The organism is Salinisphaera sp. T31B1, assembly GCF_040361275.1.
GTDB lineage: Bacteria > Pseudomonadota > Gammaproteobacteria > Nevskiales > Salinisphaeraceae > Salinisphaera.
In genome coordinates this window covers 34,356-59,103 of record NZ_APNH01000004.1, presented here as the reverse complement: position 1 = coordinate 59,103, position 24,748 = coordinate 34,356, and the positions used below count along the sequence as shown (strand labels likewise).

The 24,748-nt window shown below is 64.3% G+C and carries 22 protein-coding genes; 15 read left to right on the top strand and 7 right to left on the bottom strand.

The window, feature by feature from the left end; genetic code table 11:
* Positions 1–262: 262 nt before the first annotated feature.
* Both htpX and T31B1_RS15010 read right to left on the bottom strand, forming a co-directional pair.
* A complete protein-coding gene (htpX, locus tag T31B1_RS15015) occupies positions 263–1,120 on the bottom strand; it encodes a zinc metalloprotease HtpX (RefSeq protein ID WP_353250343.1) in 858 nt (285 codons plus the stop codon).
* Positions 1,121–1,268: 148 nt separating this feature from the next.
* Positions 1,269–1,454 carry a CsbD family protein gene (locus tag T31B1_RS15010; RefSeq protein WP_353250342.1) on the bottom strand — a complete coding sequence of 62 codons (186 nt, stop codon included), beginning with the start codon at positions 1,452–1,454 and terminating at the stop codon, positions 1,269–1,271.
* 232 nt (positions 1,455–1,686) lie between these two features.
* On the opposite strand from T31B1_RS15010, the gene T31B1_RS15005 reads away from it, so the two are divergent.
* The 3 genes from T31B1_RS15005 to T31B1_RS14995 all read left to right on the top strand — a co-directional run bounded on the left by T31B1_RS15005 (position 1,687) and on the right by T31B1_RS14995 (position 5,259).
* Entirely contained in the window at positions 1,687–2,298 is a 612-nt protein-coding gene (locus tag T31B1_RS15005; RefSeq protein ID WP_353250341.1) for a DUF6655 family protein, read from the top strand.
* Positions 2,299–2,468: 170 nt separating this feature from the next.
* Positions 2,469–4,730, top strand: coding sequence for an NADP-dependent isocitrate dehydrogenase (locus T31B1_RS15000; protein ID WP_353250340.1), 2,262 nt, complete (start codon positions 2,469–2,471; stop codon positions 4,728–4,730).
* A gap of 145 nt (positions 4,731–4,875) precedes the next feature.
* Positions 4,876–5,259: an EF-hand domain-containing protein gene (locus tag T31B1_RS14995; RefSeq protein ID WP_353250339.1), complete on the top strand. Its 384-nt coding sequence runs from the start codon at positions 4,876–4,878 to the stop codon at positions 5,257–5,259.
* On the opposite strand, the gene T31B1_RS14990 is transcribed toward T31B1_RS14995, so the two are convergent.
* Entirely contained in the window at positions 5,256–5,876 is a 621-nt protein-coding gene (locus T31B1_RS14990) for a pseudouridine synthase (RefSeq protein ID WP_353250338.1), read from the bottom strand. The genes T31B1_RS14995 and T31B1_RS14990 overlap by 4 nt on opposite strands.
* Positions 5,877–6,225: 349 nt before the next feature.
* Here T31B1_RS14990 and T31B1_RS14985 point away from each other — a divergent pair, with 349 nt between their 5' ends.
* The gene (locus T31B1_RS14985; protein ID WP_353250337.1) at positions 6,226–7,014 is read left to right on the top strand and encodes a thioesterase family protein; all 789 of its coding nucleotides are present in this window, start codon (positions 6,226–6,228) and stop codon (positions 7,012–7,014) included.
* A gap of 30 nt (positions 7,015–7,044) precedes the next feature.
* Here T31B1_RS14985 and T31B1_RS14980 read toward each other — a convergent pair whose 3' ends face one another.
* Together T31B1_RS14980 and T31B1_RS14975 are read right to left on the bottom strand one after the other, a co-directional pair.
* On the bottom strand, positions 7,045–7,848 hold the full coding sequence (locus T31B1_RS14980) for a DUF72 domain-containing protein (RefSeq protein ID WP_353250336.1): 804 nt from the start codon (positions 7,846–7,848) through the stop codon (positions 7,045–7,047).
* A 57-nt stretch (positions 7,849–7,905) separates the two neighbouring features.
* Positions 7,906–8,469, bottom strand: coding sequence for a manganese efflux pump MntP (locus tag T31B1_RS14975; protein ID WP_353250335.1), 564 nt, complete (start codon positions 8,467–8,469; stop codon positions 7,906–7,908).
* 336 nt (positions 8,470–8,805) lie between these two features.
* On the opposite strand from T31B1_RS14975, the gene T31B1_RS14970 reads away from it, so the two are divergent.
* The 3 genes from T31B1_RS14970 to T31B1_RS14960 all read left to right on the top strand — a co-directional run bounded on the left by T31B1_RS14970 (position 8,806) and on the right by T31B1_RS14960 (position 11,072).
* Complete coding sequence (locus tag T31B1_RS14970; protein ID WP_353250334.1) at positions 8,806–10,350, top strand: fumarate hydratase; 1,545 nt, start codon at positions 8,806–8,808, stop codon at positions 10,348–10,350.
* Positions 10,351–10,468: 118 nt separating this feature from the next.
* On the top strand, positions 10,469–10,639 hold the full coding sequence (locus T31B1_RS14965; protein WP_353250333.1) for a hypothetical protein: 171 nt from the start codon (positions 10,469–10,471) through the stop codon (positions 10,637–10,639).
* Between the two features lie 4 nt (positions 10,640–10,643).
* Complete coding sequence (locus T31B1_RS14960) at positions 10,644–11,072, top strand: hypothetical protein (RefSeq protein ID WP_353250332.1); 429 nt, start codon at positions 10,644–10,646, stop codon at positions 11,070–11,072.
* Here the strand turns inward: T31B1_RS14960 and T31B1_RS14955 are convergent.
* Positions 11,069–12,055 (bottom strand): LysR family transcriptional regulator, encoded by a 987-nt coding sequence (locus T31B1_RS14955; RefSeq protein WP_353250331.1) that lies wholly within the window; start codon positions 12,053–12,055, stop codon positions 11,069–11,071. The two genes, T31B1_RS14960 and T31B1_RS14955, sit on opposite strands and share 4 nt — an antisense overlap.
* A 185-nt stretch (positions 12,056–12,240) precedes the next feature.
* Between T31B1_RS14955 and T31B1_RS14950 the strand changes: the two genes are divergently transcribed.
* The 5 genes from T31B1_RS14950 (at position 12,241) to T31B1_RS14930 (ending at position 21,526) form a co-directional block, all read left to right on the top strand.
* Positions 12,241–13,461, top strand: a complete 1,221-nt coding sequence (locus T31B1_RS14950) for a Zn-dependent hydrolase (protein ID WP_353250330.1) — start codon at positions 12,241–12,243, stop codon at positions 13,459–13,461.
* 21 nt (positions 13,462–13,482) lie between these two features.
* Positions 13,483–13,629 (top strand): hypothetical protein, encoded by a 147-nt coding sequence (locus T31B1_RS14945; RefSeq protein ID WP_353250329.1) that lies wholly within the window; start codon positions 13,483–13,485, stop codon positions 13,627–13,629.
* 28 nt (positions 13,630–13,657) lie between these two features.
* Positions 13,658–15,256 carry a sodium:solute symporter family protein gene (locus T31B1_RS14940; RefSeq protein WP_353250328.1) on the top strand — a complete coding sequence of 533 codons (1,599 nt, stop codon included), beginning with the start codon at positions 13,658–13,660 and terminating at the stop codon, positions 15,254–15,256.
* A gap of 703 nt (positions 15,257–15,959) precedes the next feature.
* Positions 15,960–19,124, top strand: coding sequence for an amidohydrolase family protein (locus T31B1_RS14935; protein WP_353250327.1), 3,165 nt, complete (start codon positions 15,960–15,962; stop codon positions 19,122–19,124).
* A gap of 185 nt (positions 19,125–19,309) precedes the next feature.
* Entirely contained in the window at positions 19,310–21,526 is a 2,217-nt protein-coding gene (locus tag T31B1_RS14930; RefSeq protein WP_353250326.1) for a DUF6351 family protein, read from the top strand.
* A 195-nt stretch (positions 21,527–21,721) separates the two neighbouring features.
* On the opposite strand, the gene yghU is transcribed toward T31B1_RS14930, so the two are convergent.
* Positions 21,722–22,609 (bottom strand): glutathione-dependent disulfide-bond oxidoreductase, encoded by an 888-nt coding sequence (gene yghU, locus T31B1_RS14925; RefSeq protein WP_353250325.1) that lies wholly within the window; start codon positions 22,607–22,609, stop codon positions 21,722–21,724.
* A 392-nt stretch (positions 22,610–23,001) separates the two neighbouring features.
* Here yghU and T31B1_RS14920 point away from each other — a divergent pair, with 392 nt between their 5' ends.
* The 3 genes from T31B1_RS14920 to T31B1_RS14910 are packed head-to-tail and all read left to right on the top strand — an operon-like array spanning position 23,002 to position 24,726.
* The gene (locus tag T31B1_RS14920) at positions 23,002–23,691 is read left to right on the top strand and encodes a CsgG/HfaB family protein (RefSeq protein WP_353250324.1); all 690 of its coding nucleotides are present in this window, start codon (positions 23,002–23,004) and stop codon (positions 23,689–23,691) included.
* Position 23,692: 1 nt separating this feature from the next.
* Complete coding sequence (locus T31B1_RS14915; RefSeq protein WP_353250323.1) at positions 23,693–24,067, top strand: DUF4810 domain-containing protein; 375 nt, start codon at positions 23,693–23,695, stop codon at positions 24,065–24,067.
* Positions 24,064–24,726: a DUF799 domain-containing protein gene (locus T31B1_RS14910; RefSeq protein ID WP_353250322.1), complete on the top strand. Its 663-nt coding sequence runs from the start codon at positions 24,064–24,066 to the stop codon at positions 24,724–24,726. Before T31B1_RS14915 ends, T31B1_RS14910 begins: the two co-directional genes overlap by 4 nt.
* Positions 24,727–24,748 lie beyond the last annotated feature (22 nt).

The window sequence follows — 24,748 nt, the reverse complement described above, 5'->3', positions numbered from 1 at the left end:
GCCGCCCGTGGGCTGGCTTGTGTTACGACATGTGTGCCCCTTTAGCCGCAACTGCGCGTGCGCTCTCGTTCGATCTATCGACCTTTTAGATGCCGAGGACCAGCCGCCGAAGGTCGGCCGGCTGGCTCGCCCACGGGACGATCCAGCCACGGTCCGCACACTCTCGACGATCGCACGTCCATCCCGCCACACGCGGCTCGCGAAGAGCCTTCAGCCAGACACCGTACGGCAGGCAACGACGGTTACGTGTCGAACGACCGGGTCAGGCTGTCCCGCCTCGCGCGATGGCCTCGAGCCGACGGATACGCTCCGCGGTGTCGGGATGGGTAGAGAACAATTTGCCGAACTTGCCACCGAACAACGGATTGACGATGAACATGTGCGCAGTGGTCGGATTACGCTGGGCGCTGTCCATGGGATGAGCATGATTGCCCTGCTCGAGCTTGCGCAAGGCACTTGCCAGGCCCATGGCGTTGCCCGATATCTCGGCCCCGCCGGCGTCGGCGGCGTACTCTCGAGAACGGGACACGGCCATCTGAATCAGGCTGGCCGCTAGCGGCGCGAGAAAGATCATGGCCAGACTGCCGATCAGCCCGCCGTTGTTATTGTCGCGACCACCGCCGAAGATCATGGAGAACTGGGCGATATTCGCCAACATGGCGATCGCACCGGCAAACGTGGCGGCAATGGCGCTGATGAGCGTATCGCGATGCCGCACGTGCGCGAGCTCGTGGGCCAGCACGCCGCGCAATTCATCGCGATTCATGATTCGGAGCAGCCCGGCAGTGGCTGCAACAGCCGCATGCTCGGGGTTGCGTCCGGTTGCAAAAGCATTCGGGGTGTCCGAGGCCATGATATAGACCGCGGGCATCGGAAGGCCGGCTCGCTGGGACAATTCCCGCACCACACGGTACAACTCCGGCGCCGAGGCTTCGTCCACCGGCCGAGCGCCGTGCATCTTGAGCACGAGCTTGTCCGAATACCAGTAGCTGCCGAAGTTCATCACAGCCGCGAAACCCAGCGCGAGCACCATGCCCGCATTGCCGCCGATCATGCGGCCCACCAGCACCAGCAACACGGTCAGGCCGGCCAGCAGGGCCGTGGTACGAATCATGTTCATTCAGCGCTACCTTGATTGAAGTCTCTCCATGAGACCATTCATAGCGCCAAAAATTGCCGACACAAGAACGATAGTTCGAGACGCTACCGGCGCGACAAAAAAAAGCGCGCGTCCAGTCCGGACGCGCGCTGTATGCGAGCGGTCTGAACTACTTGTTCAGCTTGTCGCGAACCTTGTCCTTGGCCTGGCCGACCTTGTCCTGGGTCTTGCCCTTGTTCTTCTGGGCTTTGCCCTCGGCTTCCTTCTGCTCGTCGCCGGTCAACTTGCCGACACCTTCCTTGATGGTGCCCTTGACCTTGTCGGCGGTGCCTTTCTTGCGATCTTCATCAACCATTGCATGGCTCCTAAGAAACGATGATGCCGGCCATCTTGGCCGCGACATACCACGCCCGCTATCGAGCATCGTCCCGCGGCAGCCGGCTATACCGTTCTACGACCGGGCACCCCTGCGCACAATCCGCATTACTACGCGTATCCCACAACCGTCAGGTGTGTCTGTCAGTACGCCCGCGTCGTCGCGCGGGTTTTGCTAGGCTCGACGGACCAATCGGACCGGACGATCGCACATGATGACCCGCTACCTGCCCCCGTTACTTGCCGCCGCCGTGGTTCTTGCAGGCTGTACGACCCTGCGCGAAACCGACCCGGAGCAGACTGCCCGCCAACAGCTGCTGTTGTCCACGGCAGCCGATCATGCCGCATCGCAGATCAAGCCCAACCTGCCCGCCGGAAACACGATCTATGTCGATACCAGCCTGTTCGGCACGAGTGAGGACTACAAGAACCTCTATGCGCTGAACAGCGTCAACGCCGCGCTACTGCGACAGGGCTACAGCCTCACCGACGACGTCGACCAGGCCGACGCGATACTCAAGATCGCCAACGGCGCCCTGTCGATCGACAACACGTCCAAACTGTTCGGCATTCCGAGCGCGAGCGTACCGATCCCTCTGACCGGCTCGCTCAAGACACCGGAGCTCGCACTCTGGAAAAGTGAGGAACGCACGGGCGTGGCCAAATTGCTGGCCGTGTTCTACGACGCCAAGACGGGCGCACCGCTGGACGCAGGCATGCCCGTCTACGGTTTCTCGCACTACGACCGCTCGAAGATTCTGTTCTATGGGCGCACCCGCAGCGATCTGATTCCCCTCGAAGGCAAGGCTCGGAAGGAGCAATAGAAAGTCGGTAAATCGATCCGGAGAAGCGGGGCGCGAACCACGCCAACACACGCCGGCGTATGGAAACGGGTTGGGGAACACTTGGGCCGTTGAGCCGTCAAAACGGTTGAGACAGTTTATAATTGCCCCAAGTATTTCTTATCGTTCAACGCAATAGAGTTTTCATCCCGATGGCGCAGACTCCCAAGATCATCTACACGCTTACCGACGAAGCTCCGGCCCTGGCGACCCGTTCTTTGTTGCCGATCATCGACGCCTATACCGACTCCGCCGGCATTCATGTGGAAACCCGGGACATCTCGCTGGCTGCGCGCATCATCGCCAACTTCCCCGACTATCTGAACGACGATCAGAAGCTCGACGATCATCTGGCCGAACTCGGCGAGATGACTGCCGACCCGGGGGCGAACATCATCAAGCTCCCCAATATCAGCGCGTCGACCCCGCAGCTCAAGGATGCCATCCGTGAACTGCAGCAGCTCGGCTATGAACTGCCGAACTATCCGGAAGAGCCGGAGAACGACGAGGAGAAGAAGCTCAAGGCTCGTTACGACCAGGTCAAGGGCAGCGCTGTCAATCCGGTGCTGCGTCAAGGCAACTCGGATCGGCGTGCGCCGCAAGCGGTCAAGGAATATGCCCGTCAGTACCCGCATCGCCTGGGCGAGTGGAGCAGCGACTCCAAGGCGCATGTGGCACACATGGACGACGGCGACTTCTACTCCAGTGAGCAGTCCCGGACCATGGACGCCGAGGATACGCTCAAGATCGAGTTCGTCGGAGACGACGGCGAGCGTCAGGTACTCAAACCCGAAACCGAGGTGCTTGCCGGCGAAATCGTGGACACCGCGGTGATGCGCGCTGCGCCCTTCCGCCGCTTCATTGCCGACGAGATCGCCGATGCGAAGGCCAAGGACGTACTGTTCTCCGTACACCTGAAGTCGACCATGATGAAGGTTTCCGACCCGATCATGTTCGGCATGGTGCTCAGCGAGTTCTACAAGGACGTCATCGCCGAACACGGCGAGGCACTGCGGGAGGTCGGCTTCGATCCGCGCAGCGGGCTGGGCGATCTGTATGCCAACATCCAGCGCCTGCCGGATGAAAAGCGCGACGCCATCGAAAACCATATCGCCCGGATCAACACCGAGAGTGCACCGCTGGCCATGGTCGACTCGCACCGTGGACTGAGCAACCTGCATACGCCCAACGACATCATCGTCGACGCCTCGATGCCCGCCATGATTCGCGACTCCGGCCAGATGTGGGGCGCCGACGACGACCAGTACGATGCCAAGGCGGTGATTCCGGATCGGTGTTATGCCGGTATCTACGACGCGGTCATCGAGGACTGCAAGACGAACGGCGCGTTCGATCCGACCACCATGGGCACCGTGCCCAACGTCGGCCTCATGGCCCAGAAGGCCGAGGAATACGGCTCGCACGACAAGACCTTCGAGATCGCCGGCCCGGGCAAGGTGCAGGTCACCAATGCCGCCGGTGAGGTGCTGTTCGAGCACGACGTGGATACCGGCGATATCTGGCGTATGTGTCAGGCCAAGGACGCGCCGATCCAGGATTGGGTCAAACTCGCGGTCAATCGCGCGCGCGACAGCGGCATGCCCGCCGTATTCTGGCTCGACCCGGACCGCGCACACGATGCCCAGATGATCGCCAAGGTCGAGCGCTATCTGGCAGACTTGAATACCGACGGGCTGGATATCTCGATCATGGAGCCGGTCGCGGCGATGAATCACACGCTCGAACGCGTGCGTGACGGCAAGGACACCATCTCTGTTACCGGCAACGTACTGCGCGACTATCTCACCGACCTGTTCCCGATCATGGAACTGGGCACGAGCGCCAAGATGCTCTCGATCGTGCCTCTGATGGCCGGCGGCGGCCTGTTCGAAACCGGTGCCGGCGGCTCGGCCCCGCGTCACGTGCGTCAGCTGCTGCGCGAGAACCATCTGCGCTGGGATTCGCTGGGTGAATTCCTGGCGCTGGCCGCGTCGCTGGAGCATCTGGCCAAGGCCTATGACAACCAGCGCGCCCAGGTCATGGCCGATGCGCTGGACAAGGCGACAAGCAAGTTCCTGAGCAGCAACAAGTCGCCATCGCGCAAGGTCGGCGAACTCGACAACCGCGGCAGCCATTTCTATCTGGCGCTCTACTGGGCCGAAGCCCTGGCCGCACAGGATAGCGACGACGAGCTCAAGCAGACGTTCGGCGAGCTGGCCGACAAACTGGCGGCCAACGAAGACCGCATCATCGACGAGCTCAACGCCGTTCAGGACGACGCGGTCGATCTCGGCGGGTACTACTTCCCGAACCACGAAATGGCCAATGAGGTGATGCGTCCGAGCCAGACCTTCAACGACACCATCGCGACCGTGGCCGCCAGCGGCCACCAGGGCGAACTGAAGGTCTCCTGACCAGCCGCTCGGTCTACACTCAGGCCGGTCCGCGTAGGCGGGCCGGCCTTTTTCATGCCCGCCGCAGGCCGTGAGGCGGATTCAGCATCGATTAATCGACCACTGGCCAATGTCTGCGGACGTACAACAACAAAGGGAGCGGCACATGCTCAAGCAGATCACCATCGTTTCACTGGTCGCTATCGCCGGCACGGCACTGGCCCAGGGCGACGACTCGGCCTCGGCCATGTTCCAGCGTCTGGACAGCAACGGCGACGGCGTGATCAGCCAGAGCGAGGCCGAGGCCGACGCGCGGGTCAGTCGACTCTACGACACGCTGGATACCCGCGGCACGATCGAAAACAGTGCAGCAAACGCGAACGCGGAAGGTATTACCCAAGCCCAATTCGAAGCCGGCATGACGGCCGCCCAGCGCAGCGGCGCGGTCGGTCCGGCGGCCTCCGGTGGCGAGACCTATAAGGTTTATCCCGACGGCAGTCAGGAACGCGTCGAAGGCACCGGTGTCGGCCAGTCGAAGCGCACCGACTAGGGCCTCCCGCCTCCACCGATATCGATCTCGCACCATTGCCCGGGAGATAACGGCCCCAGTGCCCAGTCGCCGACGGCTGCGCGCACCAGCCGCAACGTGGGCAGCCCGACGGCAGCCGTCATCCGTCTGACCTGTCGATTGCGTCCCTCGGCGATACGTATTTCCAGCCAAGTCGTTGGCACGGTCTTGCGATAGCGCACCGGCGGATCGCGCGTCCACAGCGCAGGCTCGGCCATCACGGCCACATCGGCCGGCGCGGTCGCACCATCCTTGAGCTTCGGGCCGGCCCGTAGCCCGTCCAACTGCCCGGTGTCGGGTTCGCCCTCGACCTGGGCCCAGTAGGTCTTGATCATCTTTTGCCTGGGATGGGCGATTCGAGCCTGAAGTCGGCCGTCGTTTGTCAGCAGCAACAGTCCTTCGCTGTCCCGATCCAGACGACCGGCCGGATAAACATCGGGCACGTCGATGAAATCCTTGAGGGTGGCCCGACGCTCGCCGTCGCTGAACTGGCAGAGCACGCCGAATGGCTTGTTGAACGCCAGCAACCGCGCGGCGGCCGGACGCGGGCGGCGGCGGGCAGGCGGCTTGCGTGATGGTCGTCCGGACGAGTTGGCCATGAGACAGCGTGCGACAGGTCAGGCGCCATGCTAGATCGTGTGTACACACGCCGCCACCTTGCATGTCGCCACTCTGGTTCGAGCACGTCAACGAATCCGCGAACAAGCCACTGCTGCCGCCTCCCAGCAGTCCGCAAGATCTATGCGCAATCATCCCGTACGCCGGCGGTGGCGCCCAGGATCGCCCTGTCCGGGCCATCGTGGCTGCCAACGGCTACCCCGGATGCTTGCTCAGGACTGCTGCCGGGCCCGGCTCCTTCGGTTGACGGGGCCGGCGCGCGAGGCGGATAGGTCCGGGCCGTTCGTCGTGGCAGGATGCACAGCCACCCACGAGCTCGGACACACCGCTATGGCTTCGATCCCTGCACAGAGCGTGTTCATCCGCGACGGCGCGTTCTATCATGCCACTGGCCTCGCGCGCGGGCCTTGGGATATGCACGCACAGCACGGCGGCGCGCCAGCCGGACTGCTCGCGCATTGTGCACAGCAGGCCGCAGGAGAAGACTTCGTCCTCGCCCGGCTTACCTTCGAGCTGACCCGGCCGGTGCCGATTGCACCGTTGACGGTCACGGCCACGGCCAGCCGCGGGCGCACCGCGCGCCGTGTCGAGCTGGTACTGGCCCACGACGACGCGCCGGTCGGCCGTGCCGTAGCTCTGATGCGGCGCGAACAGCCGGTCCACGTACCGCGGGTCGACGAGTGCTTGCTGAATCCGGCCCCGACGCAATGCCGGGAGCGATTCGAAGCGCCGGGCATGGCGAGCGGCGAATCCTTTCATGATCAGGCCATGGAGATCCGTTTCGCCAGGGGCAGCAGCCGCGTCGCCGGCCCCGCGGCGGCCTGGTTGCGGCTACGGGTACCGCTGATCGCCGGCCAACCGAACACCCCCGCCATGCGCGCCGTCGCGGCGGCCGACTTCGGCAACGGGCTCAGCTGGATCCTGCCGGCCGACACGCATGTCTTTGCCAACACCGATCTGAGCGTATATCTGCACCGGGCACCGATCGGCGAATGGATCGGTCTGGACAGCGAGACGATCGCACAGCCCAACGGTGTGGGGCTGGCAAGCTCGACGCTCTATGACACGGCCGGACGGATCGGGGTCGCCCATCAGAATCTGCTCGTTCGCGCCCGCTGATCGCCCCGGTACGCGCGCCAGAGGCCTGCGTTACAGATCCGCCTGCAGGGCCATGGCCGCCTGCGGCGCGCGCCGCTTGCCCGCGCGGATGAAATAGGCAAAGACATCGCGCGGTGTGTATGACCTATCCCCGGACTCGCTGACTCGCGACAGCCCGTCCGGCGCCATACCCGCGGCACACTGCCGAACCCGATCACGCCAACGATCGAGCGCGGCGTGCGTATATCCGGTTTCGATATCGTCGCACCCGCGCTGCAACCGCAGATACACGAAGTCTGCGGTTGCATCGGCCATGGTCGGAGTTGCCGGGTCGTCGCCCACAACGATCGCCACGCCGGCCTTCCGACAGCGCGCGACCACCTCGACACAGGCAAAGCTGTGGTGACGCAGTTCAACGGCGTGGCGCAATCGTTGCCCGGCGACCCGATCGCATAGCAACGACAGGAAGGCAGCGAATTCATCAGCCTCGTAGCGCTTGTACGCAGGCAACTGCCAGAGCAGCGGGCCCAACCGGTCGCCGAGCTCGACGATACCGGAGCCCGTGAACCGCTCGATCGCCTCGCCGGCTTCATCGAGACGCTTGCGGGCTACCACCGCACGCGGCGCCTTGAGCGCGAAACGAAACGTTGCAGGCGCAACCGATGCCCAGCGGGCGAAGGTCGCTGGCTTCTGATTGCCATAATAGGTCGCGTTGACCTCGATGGTCGTCAGCCGGCTTGCGGCAAACTCGAGTTCCCGCGTCCGTGGAAGATCGGACGGATAGAACGTGCCGCGCCATGGTGCATACGTCCAGCCGCCGATACCGATACGGATATCGCCTCGAGCGTGCGTCATCTGTGGCTCCGTTTCGCCGTGCCGCTGGACCGGCACCTCGCTCTCGCGACGGCGGGATCAGACGAGCCCGGTGTGTTCAAGCAGAATGAAGGTGCCGATGCCGATGAGCATACAGCCGCCCAAGCCTTCGGCGTAGCGCGGCACCTGCTTGCCCGCCATCCCGCCGAGCATGAAGCCCAGGCAGGTCATCGCGAAAGTCGTGGCACCGATGATCAGCACTGCGGTGACGATCGGCACGCCCATCACAAGCAGCGGCACGCCAACGGCTGCCGCGTCGATACTCGTGCCCAGCGCCAGCAACAGCAACCGGGCACGGCCCGTCCGGCCACGGCTGTCGGGCCGGGCCTGCGTCCCGCCGACATCGAAGATCATTTTGGTGCCGATACCCAGTAACACGGCGAAGGCGATCCAGTGATCCACCGCCGCGATTACCGATCCCAGCATCAGCCCCAGGGTCCAACCGACCAGTGGAAGCACCGCTTCGAGCGCCCCGAAATAGAAGGCCACACGCAGCGCTTCGCGCCAGCGCGTCTGGCGGCGCTGGGCCCCCTGTGCGATCGAAGCCGCAAAGGCATCCATCGACAGGCTGAATCCGAGCGAAAAGGATGTAACGATCGACATGGAAGCATCCGGGCAATTCGAGCCGCGGAGAATAGACAGAAAAATCGTCAAATCAAGTGTTTACATAATCCCCACTTGTTCAGCGCGGGCTGAGTTGCTGTCAGCTGGCAGCGCCGCCGCCTACCTGACGCTGTCGAACCAGTGACATAGCACGGCCTGTCAGCGCATCGGCCCGGTCGGGCGGGAGCCGCGGCGGCCTGGTGTGGTCATACGGCGTTCGAATGCCATGGCCCGGCTGCGCAGCGCGCCGGCCGCCCGCCGCGGCTGGAAGCGGCGGTTGCCAAGCCATGGGCCGGGGCGCGAACATTCCCCATCGCCCCCCGTCCGTTCGCTGCCATGACCGTGATCCGTGCATCCGACTTCGTTCAGAGCGTCGCCGACGCCCTCCAATACATCTCGTTCTATCATCCGCCGGATTTCGTACGCGCTCTGAACGACGCCTATGAACGCGAGCAATCCCCGGCCGCGCGCGATGCGATGGCCCAGATTCTAGTCAACTCGCGGCTGTGTGCCGAAGGCCACCGTCCGGTCTGTCAGGACACCGGTATCGTCGTGGTGTTCGTACAGGTCGGCATGCAGGTTCGATGGGACAGCGAACACGATCTGCAGACGCTGGTAGACGAAGGTGTACGCCGGGCCTGGCGCAATCCGGACAATCCCCTGCGTGCCTCGATCGTAGCCCAGCCGGCCGGCGCACGCGCGAACACGGGCGACAACACGCCGGCGGTGGTTCATACCGAGCTGGTCGCCGGCGACCGAATCCGGGTGGAGATATCGGCCAAGGGCGGCGGATCCGAGGCCAAGACGCGATTCGCCATGCTCAACCCCTCCGATGACATCGCCGACTGGGTGCTCGGGAAGATACCGCTGATGGGCGCCGGCTGGTGCCCGCCCGGCATTCTGGGTATCGGCATCGGCGGCAGCGCCGAGAAAGCAATGCTCATGGCCAAGAAGGCGTGTACCGAAAGTATCGACATACAGGCGCTCAAGACACGTGGAGCCCGGACTGCCACGGAGACACTGCGCCTGGATCTGTTCGAGCGGATCAACGCACTCGGCATAGGCGCACAGGGGCTCGGCGGGCTGACCACGGTGCTCGACGTCAAGATTCACGACTACCCCTGTCATGCCGCCAACAAACCGGTGGCCATTGTCCCCAACTGTGCGGCCACCCGACATATCGGCTTTACCCTCGATGGCCGCGGTGCCGCCGACTTCGTCCCGCCCGCGCTCGAGGACTGGCCCGAAATCACTCGCCGTAACGATTCCGGCCGCCGCGTGAATCTGGATACGCTCTCCAAGGCTGATCTCCAGGCGTTCGAGCCCGGCGAGACGCTACTTCTGTCGGGCCATCTGCTCACCGGCCGCGATGCCGCTCACAAGCGTATCCGCGACCTGTTCGCGCGTGGCGAGCCCTTGCCCGAGGGCGTGGATTTCAACGGTCGCTTCATCTATTACGTGGGCCCGGTGGCGGCGGTCGGCGACGAAGCCGTAGGCCCGGCCGGTCCGACCACCTCGACTCGCATGGACGCCTTCACCGACCTGATGCTTGGCGAGGCGGGCGTGCTCGGCATGATCGGCAAGGCCGAACGTGGCCCCGATGCGCGCGAATCGATCCGTCGACACGGCGGCGTCTATCTGATTGCGGTCGGCGGGGCGGCCTATCTTGTCTCCCGGGCGATCCGTCACGCTCGTGTGGTCGCGTTCGAGGATCTCGGCATGGAAGCCATCCACGAGTTCGAGATCGTGGACATGCCGGTAACCGTGGCCGTGGATGCGCGCGGCGAATCCGTACACGAGACGGGGCCGGCGTACTGGCGCAACCGGATCGGCCGCATTCCGGTTCGCCCAGCACCGCCCGGCAACGATCCGACCGCTTGAACGATCGCTGCCATCGACAGCGATCGTTGCATGCCGACGGGTGTGCACCCATAGTTTGGGTTGGTCCACCCAAGCCGTTCCCACACGAGACACCCCGATGAGACGAGCGCTCGGCGTCATGGCCGCCAACTGGCTTCGCAAGCCGGAGAACCAGCAGAAGATCAAGCGCACCGCGCGCCGGTTCTGGGACCGCTTCCAGCAACAGCGCCGGGGCCGAGATGCGCAGACCGATCGGCCGTCCGATGTCGCGCCGCGCGCGGATGCGCCGCGCGATCCGAAGCGACGTTGACGCCGTGGATATCGACCAAAGCCGATCCGGCCACGCCACGGGCCGGGACGTCGCCGAGCGGCCGCAGATGACGCGGCGCGGGTGGCTCGCGTGCCTCGCCGGTTGCCTGGCGGTCAGCCTGGCCGGTTGTGCCGGCGGGCCGCAGCCGGACCCATCGGAGCCGGCCTATCAGTCGTACTGGCAATGTGCCTACAACGCCGCCATGCCGTACGCGGCGGACCGGGCCCTGCCGGCGCGCCAGGCCGCGATGCGGGCCCAGGCTCAGTGCAACGGCCCCTACCAAAATTATGTCGAGGCCAAACGCCGCTATGTGCAGTCGGTGGTGCCGGCCAGCGACCGCCGGATGGCCGACACCATGGCGACCCAGGCCGCCCTGGAACGACGCAAGATGGTCACCCAACGGCTCACCACCCTGGTCGCAGAAGCTCGCTAGACACGGTCGTCTTCGGCACGAGCCGGGCCGAAGGCGGTGAGCAACTCGTCACGAAACAGCGACTCGGCCGGACGCATCGGTCGTTCGCGGTGCCAGAGCAACTGTATATCTACGTCGGCCAGACCCGCCTCGGGCGGCAGCTTGCGCAGCATTCCCAGCGAGACTTCGCGACGGAACGCATGCTCCGGCAGAAAGCCGATGCCATACCCGCACATGATCAGTCGACAGACTTCCTCGAGATTGGACGACGAAGCGGCAAGGCGACCTTGAAAACCGTGATTTTCGCGAAACAGCGTCAACGGCGACAGCGTATCGCCCAACTGGTCGCCGATGAACGTGACCAGATCCTCATGCCGCAGCGCGGCAATATCGATGTCGGCCGCCTCGAACAGTCGATGCGGCGGGCCGCAGAACAGCGCATACCGCTGCGGAATCAGCAGCCGCCGTTCGATGGGCGGCGTATCCACACGACACAGGCCGATCCCCATCGAGGCAGTGTTCTGACTTACCGCCATGAGCACGTCGTGGCCGCGCATGATCTCGACTTCCAGTTCGATACGTGGATGGCGTCGATGAAAATCGATAAGGAATTCGTTGTAGGCCACCGAATGAACCCGGCTGACGCTGAGTAGCTTGACCCGCCCGACCACCTGTTCGGCCACGCCCTCGATCGGCATCTCCAGGCTCGACATGTCGGCGAACACGGCCCGGGCGATGCGATACACCTCCTCCCCGGCCGGGGTGAGCGAAATCCGCGGGCCACGCCGTCGAATCAGGGTATAGCCGAGCTGGGTCTGCAGACGCTTGATGGCTTGGCTGACCGCCGGCTGCGTCACGAACAACCGTTCGGCGGCGCGGGACAGATGGCATTCCTCGGCGACCACCCGATACGTGCGAACCAGGTTCCAGTCCAGGCGCGCGGCCAGAGTTCGCCGAGCCGGGACGCTGATCGACGACTCGGCCGGCCGATCACGTCCGATCATTCGTCTGCCCTCATTGTCGCCCTCGTTTATTAGCCGTATTGATGATGAGCATAATATCGCGTGCTTTGACGGTAAGCGCCCGCATGCCGCTAGATTAGAGTCGAATAACCGCGATTGCAGGGCACGCGCGCGATCGGCGACCGTGAGCCCAGCGCCGGCGGTGTATCGAACAGGGAGACACACCGATGCTTCATACCGACGGACAACGCCTGTGGGATAGTCTGATGGCCATGGCCGAGATCGGCGCAACCGCAGGCGGTGGCAGCAGTCGCCTGGCCCTCGGGGGCGAAGACGCCGCCGGACGCGCGCTGTTCGTCGAATGGGCCGAGGCTGCCGGACTCACGGTCGCCCGGGATGCCATGGGCAACCTGTTCGCCCGACGCAACGGGCGCGAAGACCGCCCGCCGGTCGTCATGGGCAGCCATCTGGATACGCAGCCCAAAGGCGGACGGTTCGACGGCGTTTACGGCGTACTCGCCGCGCTGGAAGCCATTCGCACCCTCAACGATCACGATATCACCACGCGCGCGCCGCTGGAGATCGCCAACTGGACCAACGAGGAAGGGGCACGTTTCACCCCCGCAATGCTGGGCTCGTCGGTCTTCGCGGGCGTGATGTCGCTCGACGAGGGACTGGCGCGAACCGATGCCAGCGGCATGAGCGTGTCTGACAGCCTAAAGGCCACCGGCCAGGCGGGCGAGCACGCACTGGCGCGAACCTTCGACGCCTATTTCGAAGCCCATATCGAACAGGGTCCGGTACTGGAGGACAACCAGAACGCAGTGGGTGTGGTCACCGGCGGCCAGGCGATTCGCTGGCTCGACGTCCGTCTGTCCGGGCAGGCAGCGCACGCGGGCACAACCCCCATGGCCGTGCGTCGCGACGCGCTGTTCGCCGCGGCCGAGTTGATCCACCGGTTGGAGCGGCGGTTCGCCGAAACCGACGGGCTGATGGCGACGATCGGCGAACTCCATATCGCGGACGCCTCGCGCAATACCATCGCCGGCGCGCTCGAATTCACTCTCGACTTGCGGCATCCCGACGATGCGATGGTCGACGCGGCGATCGCCGATGTCGAACGACTCGCCCGCGATGTCGATCATGCGCGCGGTGTCGCGTGCGCGGTCGAGGTGCACTGGGCCAGTCCGGCGCTGCCCTTCGACGAAGCCTGCATCGAGCACATTCGACAGGCCGCCCGCGCACTGGATTGCCGCTGGCAGGATATGATCAGCGGCGCCGGCCACGATGCCTTCCATCTGGCCACCCATTGCCCCACGGCGATGATCTTCATCCCCTGCGCTGATGGACTGAGCCACCACGAGGCCGAATCTATCGAGCCCGAGCATGCGCGTAGCGGTGCAGACGTGCTCCTCAATGCGGTGCTGGCCCGCGCCGGCCACGCCTGATCCGATCAAACGAGAGCTGCCATGGACTTCAAACCCTACGTTCTGATGCTGTTCGGCAATGCACTGCTGACCACGGTGATCTGCTGTGTGGTGGTGGGCGCGATTCTGTTGCGCGAATACCGCCCGACCATCCAGCGCCTCAAGCGCGAACGCCACACCAAGCGCTAACCGCGATCACCATCCCCGGGGACCGAACATGAATATTACGCTGACGATCTTCGTCGCCGTGCTGGCCGCCTATGTGCTGGTCGCGGCGGGCCTGACGCGCTTCATCAAGAACCGCGACGATTTCTATGTGATGGGCGAACAGGGCTCGACCCTGCTGCTCACCGGCACGCTGGCCGCGACCTTCCTGAGCGCGGTCACGCTCATGGGCATCGCCGGCATTTCCTATAGCGAAGGCCCGCTGGTGATCGGCGCGCTGGGCTCGTTCGGCGCCTGGCTCGGCACGCTCATCGCGGTGGTCTGGATCGGGCGCAAGATGAAGGCCATGGAATGCCGGACGATGATGGATTTCTTCGACCGGCGTTTCGACAACAAATGGGTGAGCGTGGTCGCGCTCATCCTCATGGTGATCGGCCTGCTGGGCTACGGCATCATCCAGCTGATCGGCGCGGGTCTGGTGCTGGCCGAAATCATCGACGTGCCGTTTCCGGTGATCATCATCGCCTTCACCTTCGCGCTGATGATCTTCTGCAGCCTGTCGGGCATGTATGGCGTGGTCTATACCGACACCATGATGTTCTTCACCATGCTGGCGATCGCGTTCGTGATCTCGCCCATGCTCATCGGCCAGGCCGGCATGGACAATCTGCGTGGTTTGAGCGACAGCCTGCCCGGCTACTGGACCCTGGCCGGCGCCAACGATCGCGCGCTGAGCTGGTCGATCTCGCAGTTCCTGGTCTGGATTCTGTTCTTTGCCTGTACGCCCGCGCTGGTCTCGCGTGTGTTCCCGGCCAAGAACGATTTCGTGATTCTCAAGGTGGCCATCATCGGTGTGTTCTTCGCCCCGGCCATGCAGCTCATGGTGTATCTCGCCGCGGGCGCGATGCAGGTGATCCAGCCCGGCATCGAGCCGGCCGATCGCGCCATGATCGTGGGATTCATGGATCACACTAATCCGGTGCTGGCCGGCGTGGGCCTGGCCGGCTTGATGGCCTCGATCATGTCCACCGCCTCCACGCTGTTCGTGCTCACCGGCTTCGCCCTGGCGCGCGATCTGTACGAAAAGCTGTTCGAAAAGAAGCTGGACGAAAAACGCAGCGTGCTCGCCGGGCGTATTTCGCAGGTGATCGTGTCGGTGATCGTCTGTGTCATCGCCATCGCACGGCCGGCCGGTATCTACTGGATTTCGATCTATGCCGGCTCGATCTTCGCGGTCGCCTGGCTGCCGACGATCGTGGCCGCCATGCAGTGGCGGCGTACCAATGCCGCGGCCGTGCTGTCCTGCATGCTGGTGGGCTCGATCAGCTTTATCCTGCTGGGCGAACTCGAGCGCCACGAGCTGATCAGCTATCCGGCCGGTATCGACAATCTGATGATGGCCTTCGTGCTGGGCACGATCACGCTCGTGGTGATGTGTCTGGCCGTCAAACCCAGCACCTACGAACTGGACCGTTTCGAGGAAATGAAAGGCCAGCGCATGTCCGAGATCACGATCGGGCGTTTTCTGGATGCCGATTCGAGCGGCGCCACGCTGATCCGCGAATACCGGCGCGTGTGGATGGCGCTGATCATCATGCTCGTCGTCGCCGGCGGGCTGTGGGGCTATTTCTTCGTCCAGCTCGGCCTCTAGCGACGCACGGCCGCGTTCGGGCGCGGGATCATCGGTCGGCAGACCCGGCGTCTCGGTAGCCAATATCGGTGTGCCCTGTGCGCGACGGCATCGGCCTCCCGGTGGCGATGATCGCCAGCAACAGGCGATCGGCAACCTGCCGCCAGCCTGAACATTACAGGCCGCCCGGCGCGGCACTCGCCCGGCCACGAGCCCTGACTCGGCAGACTCCGGGTCCAGCACCCCGCTCACCGCTCAGGCCTTGCCGCGTTCTGACGGGCTCTGTTCGCAGGGGCCACGGGATGGTGTTCCTGCAAGCGTACAGCTGGCGCCGTCCCACCCGTTTTCATCCGGCAACACGCCCGTAGTCCGCCTGTCCTACAGCGCCCCCTCCGGTCTTCCGGTCGATCGATGGTCACGTGTCGGTATAGACGCGCTGTACGGATTTCGCTGCCGGTTCCATCCATATGACCCGGCCACTGGCGTCGCGTCGGCATGTGCGGGCCCCGACACGCCGCGCGCGCGCCGCGCTGCTGCTCGATCCGGACGGCGATTTTGCAGTGTCAAGCTGCTATTACCACATACCCGATCGGCAGAAGTTTGCATATGCAACAAAGACCTCGCCCGTATTTGGTCGACTGTATAAGACAAAGGGATAGTTCCGGCCGGATACAAACGCGACGTAGAAGAAAGGTCGAGGGGAAAACAAAGCGGAGAAGAAGTCATGGGAAAGACTCGATATACACCGCTGGGAACTAGCCATACGGCTATTGCCACCGGCTATCTCACCGCTGCCCTGCTGCTGGGCAGTCTTGCCACTGGCTGCAGCGACAACGACAGCAACGTCGACAGCGGCGGTTCACCGCCGCCACCGCCAAGTTCCGGACAGGGCGGCGGCCAGGCAGAGACGGTGACGATCACCGAAGGCACCGACCTGGACGCTGACCTCTCGCCCGACGGAAGCACCCTCATTTTCGGGCTCCAGAACGGCCTGTGGCGCATGGCCGGTGGCGGCGGCGAGGCCACCCGGCTCAACGAACCGGAACAGGATTTCGTCCGGCCGGACTGGTCGCCGGACGGACAGCGCATCGTCTTCCAAGGCTATACCGACAATAATTACCATATCCTGACGATGGCGCCGGACGGCTCCGACGTGCAGGCGCTGACCACGGGCCAGTACGACGATCGCGGGCCGGTCTACTCGCCCGACGGCAGCAAGATCGCCTTTGCCTCGGACCGCAACGACGATCCGACGACCAAGGGCAACTCCAATATATGGGTGCTGGATACTGTCACTGGCGATATCACCCAGTGGACGGACGATCCCGAGTCGGAGTATCAGCCGACCTGGTCACCCGACGGCACCCGGATCGCCTACACCGTGAGTTCTCCGAGCGACCTCGCCGCCGGCGACGGCCAGTACAGCATTCAGGCCACCGATGCGAGTGGCAACACGGCCGTGCTCATCCGTCAGCCGAGCGGTCAGATCAACGCGCCGGCCTGGTCGCCCGACGGCAGCCATATCACCTACACGCTGCTGGTGGACGGCAACAACCATCTCTACGTGGATGACGCGCAGGTCTCCGACGACGACGAAGATGTCTTTCAATTCCGGCCGCGCTGGCTGTCCGAAAGCAGCCTGCTCTATACCTCCGACGGCAAGATACAGCGGCGCGATCTCGACGGGGGCAGTCTCGACGCGATTCCATTCGAGGCCAAGATCTCGTTCGACCGCAAGACCTACAGCTACAAGAAACACGAATACGGGGCCGACCGGCCCGCCGCCCAGGTCAAGGGCATCGTCACGCCCGCGCTGTCGCCGGACGGCAGCCGCGTCGCTTTCGTCGCGCTCAACGATCTGTGGGTGATGGACATCGGCGGCGCGCCGCAGCAGATCACCGACGATTCGTTCACCGAACTGCAGCCGACCTGGTCGCCCGACGGTCAGTCGCTGGCCTATTCATCGGACCGCGACGGCATCGAACAGATCTATATCCGCAACATGGACAGCGGCGACGAACGGGTGCTGGCCTCCTTCGCCGGCGACGAGTACGCCGCCAAGAACCAGTACCGCGCCAACTGGTGCCCGAACGGCAACCGCATCGTCTTCCAGACCGGGCGCGGCGTGTTCACCCCGCCGATCACCTACGTGGCCGACGTCGACTCCGGCGCCGTCACCCAGGTGGATGCGCTCTCGCAGCAGTTCGAGGCCGGGCGACCGAGCTGGGGCCCGAGTTGCAACACGCTGGCCATGACCGCGCTGAATGCCGCCTCGGTGCGATTCCGCCAGGGCTGGAACCATATCCTCGTGGTCGACGTGAACAGCGGCGAAACGCGGCAGATGCCGCCGGACCCGGACGATGTGTTCAGCAATATCAACCAACGCGATTCCGGCAACGGTCCGGTATGGTCGCCGGACGGTCAGTTCATGGCCTACAACGGCGGTGACGGGCTCTACCTCTTGCCGGTCGGCCCGGCTGGCGAGGCCGCGGGCTCGCCGCAGCTGATCACCGACGAAAACGCCGACTACATCAGCTGGCGCGGTGACTCTCAGCAGCTGATGTACATCGCCGACGGCGTGCTGCGCACGATCGCGGCCGGCGGCGGCGATGCCCAGACCGTGCCGGTCGATCTGAGCTGGACACCGCAGCTGCCCGAGGGGCACACCATCGTCCACGCCGGCCAGCTCTGGGACGGCGCCAGTCAGAGCCTGCGCAGCGATGTCGATATCGAGCTGGCCGACGAGCGGATCGTTGCCATACGCGATCACGAGGATACAACGCCGGCTGACAACGTGCGCTATGTCGATGCGTCGAACCTGACCGTCATGCCAGGCCTGACCGAAGGCCACATGCACCGTGAATGGGTCCCTTATGTCGGCGCCCGCCTGGGCCGGCAGCTGCTGTCTTATGGCATCACCAGCGTCGTCTCGCTGGGCGATCCTGCCTACCGCAGCCAGGCGCGCAAGGAAGCGTTGGAATCCGGAAAACTCGTCGGCCCGCGCGCCTTCACCACCGGCGGGCACATCAACGGCTCGCGCATCTACTACGGCTTCATGCGCACGACCTCCAACGAGAAGATGTTCACCAACGAACTGTCACGCATCTTCGCACTGGGCATGGATCAGGTGAAAACGTACGTGCGCCTGCCCTTCGACTATCAGAAGCGAGCCAACGAGGCGGCCCACGACGCGGGCCTGCCGACCTTCTCGCACTACTTCTACCCGTCGCTGGGCTTCGGCCAGGACGACATGTCGCACCTGTCGGCGACCCAGCGCTGGGAGTTTTCTCATACCAAGAGCCTGGGCGGCCATACCTATCAGGACGTCATCGATCTGGCGACGGCCTCGAAGATGGCGATCACCGACACGCCGTTCGCCAGCTCCACCCTGTTCAACGAACATCCGGAGGACATCAACGACCGCCGTATCACCACCCTGTTTATGCCGTGGCAGCTGCAAAGCCTGCAGGAAACATACGATAGTGCGACCACGACCGACCAGACAGTGGCGCGTGAGGGCCTGCGCCGCGAAGGCGAAACGCTGCTCAGGATTCAGCAGGGCGGCGGCTCGGTCTGGGCCGGCACCGACGAACCGCTGGTCCACGTCGCACAGAGCCTGCATCAGACCCTGGAATCGCAGGTACGGTTCGGCGGGTTCACGCCCTATCAAGCACTGCGCACCGCCACAGTGGCGCCGACGCGCGACGTCGGTCGCGGCGGCGACCTGGGCACTATCGAACCCGGCAAGGTCGCCGACCTGTCGTTCGTCGATGGCAACCCGCTGGAGGACATCCGTGCCGCGGCCAACGTGCAGATGGTGATGGTGGGCGGGCACCTGTACACCATCGACGATCTGCTTGCGCCGTTTACGGACGGGGCTCGTGAGTAACGCGCCAGCTTAGATCCCACCGAAGCCACTGCAGGCACTAAGCCGACGACCACGCACAGCGCCCAGGCAACGGGTTCCGCGCTCCAATAGCGCGGAACCCGTCACTGGAGGACCGGGCGCTGAAGACCTGTATCCATGCGTTTCTTCAATCAAGGGAGATCGACGTGAAGCCGCTGAAAACAACAATGCAGTCCATAGCGATGCTGGCCGCCGTGCTGGCGCTGGCGGGATGCGGAGACAACGACAATGACATCGCCACAGGCGATACCACGCCCCGATCGCCGCCGTCGGTTCGCGCCGTATCCTCGATGCCGGAGTATGTCTCGGGCGGCAGTGCCCTCGTTGACATCGGGCCCGATCCCAGCGGCGCTGCCGTGACCGTCCAGCTCAACGGCGTCGACATCACCGACGCCTTCGAGCCCAGCCCGACCTTGCCCGGGCACATGCTCGGCCTGGTGACCGATCTCGAGGACGGTAGCAACACGCTGGTCGCCAGCCAGGATGGCCGCTCGACCCGCTATGAGCTGACGTCCTATCCCATCACGGGGCCGATCGTGTCCGGGCCGCATCAGGACCCGTTCATCTGCCAGACCGCCGAGTTCCTGCTGCCCGATGGCACCAGCCTGCAGGGCGCGCTGGATGACGACTGCACGGCTGCGCCGCAGGTCACCTACCTGTATCTGCCCGACGGCGGCGATGAACTCGTGCCCCTGGGCGATACCGGCGTCTTGCCGGACGACGTGGCGATGACGACCACCAGCACCGGTGCAACGCGTCCCTTCGTGGTCCGTGTGGATACGGCCACCGTCGATCGGGGCATTTATCAGAGCGCCGTCCTGCACGATCCAACCACCGAGGAACAACCGTCGCCGTTCAACCCGCCGAAGGGCTGGAATCGACGTCTGATCGCCGTGGAGGGTTTTGGCTGTCCCGGCGGCTGGTACATCCAGGGCGCCAGTCAGGGCAATCTCTCGATTGCCGGTGCGGACTTCACGTTGCTGAACGTGCGACGGCTCGGCGAAGGCTATGCGACGTTTGCCAATACGCTGCAGCACGCCTCGAACAACTGCAACCACGTGCTCGCCAGCGAAGCGGCCATGATGTCCAAGGAACAGTTCATCAAGAACCATGGCGAGCCGGAGTTCACCGTCAGCGCGGGCTGCTCGGGCGGCTCCTACGGCAGCGCCCTGCCGGCCGACCGTATCCCCGGGCTGTTCGACGGTATCCTGATCGCCTGTACCTTCCCCGACCCGTTGACGATCGCGCTATCCGCCTCCGATGGGCGACTGCTCCAGCGCTACTGGGAGCAGCATCCCGGCGAGTTCTCCGACGACGAGATTGCCGCGGTAACCGGCAACAAGACAGCCCAGGCACATCTCGACCTGGCAGACCAGGCACGCCGGACGGATCCGGTCCCGGTTCGTCCGCAAGGCAGCGATATTTCCGGCTATGCGGTCGATGCAGCCTGGAACGATGCCGTGCCGGTCGATCTTCGCTACGATCCGGACAGCAATCCGACCGGCGCGCGGCCTACGGTGTATGACGCCTCGCGCAATATCTACGGCGTCGATAACGACGGCTACGCGCTGCGGCCGTTCGACAATATCGGGGTGCAATACGGGCTGGCCGCACTCGATGCCGGCACGATCTCGGTCGCACAGTTTCTGGATCTGAACGCCGGTGCCGGCGGTTACGATCGCGACGCCAACTTCGCACGCGACCGCAGCCAGGGCGACCCGGGCGCGATGCGTCGAGCCCAGCAGTCCGGGCTGCAACTCGCGGGTAACGGCGGCCTGGCCTCGATTCCGATCTTCGATATCACCGGCATTTACAACGACGACGGCGGCTACCATTACCAATGGTTTCACTTCGCGCTGCGCGAGCGCCTGCTCGTGGCCAACGGCGATACCGACAACCATGTGATGTGGCGCGGCGACCCCGTGCCCTACGAACAGGCCTGGTCGACCTTCATCGCCTGGGTCATGGCCGACAAGGCGGACACGGCTCAGGGCACACAGCGCGACAAGGTGATCCGCAACCGGCCGGCCGCCGCTGTCGACGGTTGCTGGCGCGATGAGACGACCTTCATTGCCGAACGGCAGACGCTGGGTACGGATGGATCGCAGTGCAACGAGCTGTTTCCTTCCTGGAGCTTTCCCCGCTATGTCGCGGGCGGTCCGCTGGCGGCGAACATCATGAAATGCGATCTCAAACCGGTGTCTCGTGAAGACTACGGCGTCACGTTCACCGATGCCGAATGGACACGTCTGCAGGAAGTCTTCCCCGACGGGGTCTGCGACTGGTCCGAACCCGGCAGCTATACCGGCGTGGTCGCCAACGGTTCGTTCGGGCCATCGCCCGTGAATCTCGTTTACGACATCACCGATGAGGTAAGCGACTAGCCGCCGGGCCGGGTCGCCTCGCCCAGCAGCGACCGTACCGGCTGTAAAACCCGCACGGCGGTGGCCGTACCGCCGTGCGGATCAGCGCCGAAGGGGTTGGCTGACCGGGCGCACTCGTCTGATCCGCGTATACCCGCCAGCCAGCGCGCACCACCGCGAGGCGCGCATCCATCGAACGCTTCGCGAGCGTGTTGGCTAGCCCCGGTCGGCGTCGGCCTCATCCAGCTTGTCCTGTGTACGCAGTTCGAAATCGCTTGCATCGTGGCGTTCCCGCAGCTGCTCTTCGGGTTCGCCGAACACGCGGTTGACCATCCGGCCGCGTTGCACCGCCGGCCGGGTGCCGATCTCGTCCGCCCAACGCTGCACATTCGTGTATTCCTGGACCTGCAGGAACTCGCCGGCGTTGTAGAGCCGACCTTTGACCAACTGTCCATACCAGGGCCAGGTCGCGATATCGGCGATCGTGTATTCATTGCCCGCCAGGAATTGGGTCTCGGCCAGACGACGGTCCAGCACATCGAGCTGGCGCTTGACCTCCATGGTGAACCGGTTGATCGGGTACTCCAGCTTGTCCGGCGCATAGGCATAAAAATGGCCGAAGCCACCACCCAGATAGGGCGCGCTGCCCATCTGCCAGAACAACCAGTTCATGGCCTCGGTACGACTCGCCGGGTCGTTCGGCAGAAAAGCGTCGAATTTCTCGGCCAGATAGACCAGGATCGAGCCGGATTCGAACACACGGATCGGCTTGTCGGCGCTGTGATCGACCATCACCGGAATTTTCGAGTTCGGGTTGATCTGCACATAGCCGCTGGAGAACTGGTCGCCTTCGCCGATGTTGATCAGCCAGGCATCGTATTCGGCGCCGGCATGGCCCAGCGCCAGCAACTCCTCGAACATCACCGTGGCTTTGACGCCGTTGGGCGTGGCCAGCGAGTACAGCTGAAACGGATGCTTGCCGACCGGCAGTTCGGCGTCGTGGGTCGGTCCCGCAATCGGGCGATTGATATTGGCGAACTTGCCGCCGCTGGCCTGTTCCCAGGTCCATACCGCGGGCGGCGTATAAGAGTTTTCGTCGTTCATGATCAGTTGCCTGGACAAAGAGTGGTCCGAGTCTACAACTCGGCGGCCTGAAAGAGACAATCGGCGCGCCCGCCGGTATCGCCCGGCGGCCGTCCCGCCGGTCTGGAAATCGCTCATCGGCTCGGACGTGCCACCGCCGCCAGCGGCCGATCAATCGTGCGCATCCGGTCCGGTCGAGCCCGGCGGGATCGCGCCGGCAACCGCGCGGCGCCCATGTCCGGCGGTGCCTGTCGACCAATTAACGCCGCGTTTTGTTGCACAGATAATGCCCGCCCCGGTTATATTGCGCGCTGGGGGAACCGTCGGTGCCAGGCCGGCAGTCGTACAAATGCACGATAACCGGCGGTCCGGCCGCACGTCAGGCCGAGCCGTCCGATCGGGGGATATTCCGGATGAAGTACTCTTTTTCGTCGCCGGTCCGCTGGGCCGGCGTGCTCTGCCTGCTGGCGATAATCGCTTTGACCGGTTGCGCCACCGAGTCGCATCGAAGCGTTCAGGCGTCGACGGTCGCCACCTACGGCAGCGCTTACAACGGCCCGCGTTATGTACTGGTCGTCGGCAACTTCCAGAACCGATCGACCTATCGCCAGGGCCTGTTCAGCGATGGCAGCGACCGGCTGGGCAGCCAGGCCAAAACGATCCTGAAAACCCATCTACAACAGACCAACCGGTTCTCGGTCGTCGATCGCGACAACATGCAGCAGATCGCCCAGGAAGCCTCGTTGCGCGGAGAGAAACAGACGCTCAAGGGCGCCCAGGTCGCGATCACCGGAGATGTGACCGAGTTCGGCCGTCGTACCACCGGCGACATGCAGCTGTTCGGCATTCTCGGTGCCGGCAAGACACAGCTGGCCTATGCGAAGGTTGCCTTGAACGTCGTCGACGTCACCACATCCGAAATCATCTACTCCGTTCAGGGCGCCGGCGAATACGAACTCAGCAATCGTCAGGTGGCCGGTTTCGGCGGCACGTCCGGCTACGATGCGACGCTCAATGGCAAGGTGCTCAATCTGGCCATTACCGAGGCCGTGAACCACCTGACTGCGGCCATGGAGAATGGCGCGTGGTCGCCGGAGCGCTGAGATGGGCCGTCCCATGTATGTAACGGCCGTGACTGCCTGTACCGCGGTTCTGGCGCTGTCGGCCTGCGTCCAGCGCCCGCAGCCCCTGTATCGCTGGGGCAGCTACGAAACGCTCGTGTATCAGATGTACGAACAGCCGGGAAAGGCCGAACCTGGCGCCCAGGTTCAGCAGCTCACTGCCGATATCGAGCGCGCACAAGCCGAAGGCAAACGCGTACCGCCCGGCGTGCATGCCCACCTGGGTTACATGCATTTCATGCAGGGCGATACCGACGCAGCTGCCGACGAGTTCGCCACCGAACGCGCGCTCTATCCTGAATCCGACACGTTCATGACGACTTTCCTGAGCCGTCTGCAGACTGGGGACCAGCCATGAATCGCCGCCTGCTCCTCGCCGCCCTGCTCGTGGGCGCCTGTCTGGTCGCCAGCGGCTGCGCGGGCACGCCGGCCTACGATTACAGCGCCTATCGGGCAGACCCGCCCCGTTCGATTCTCGTACTGCCGCCGATCAACAATACCGTGGCCGTCGATGCCCCTTACGTGTATCTGTCCACCGTGACCCGGCCTCTGGCCGAAGCCGGCTATTACGTCTATCCGGTCGCCGTGGTCGACGCGTTCATGAAGGACAACGGGCTGAGCGAGCCGGCCGAGATGCAATCGGTGCCACTGTCCAAGATCGACGAGATCATCGATCCCGATGCCGTGCTGTACGCCACGATCGAAGACTGGGGCCAGAAATACCATGTTATTTCCTCGGACACGACGGTTGACGTGAATGTCCGACTGGTCGACGCCGACACCGGCACATTGCTGTGGGATGGCTCGGCACGCGCGGTCGAAGGCTCGAACAGCGGCCAGGGCGGCCTGCTGGCCGCCGTGGTGGTGGCGCTGGTCGACCAGATCGTCGATACCGTCGACGACCGCAGCCGCGAAGTCGCCCGCCAGGCGAACCTCAACATGATGGGCGCGCGCCAGACCGGTTTGCCGCTCGGGCCTTACAACCCCGATCACGTCACCGATCCGCGCCGCCAATAGTGGACGCCGGTTCGACGGAGCC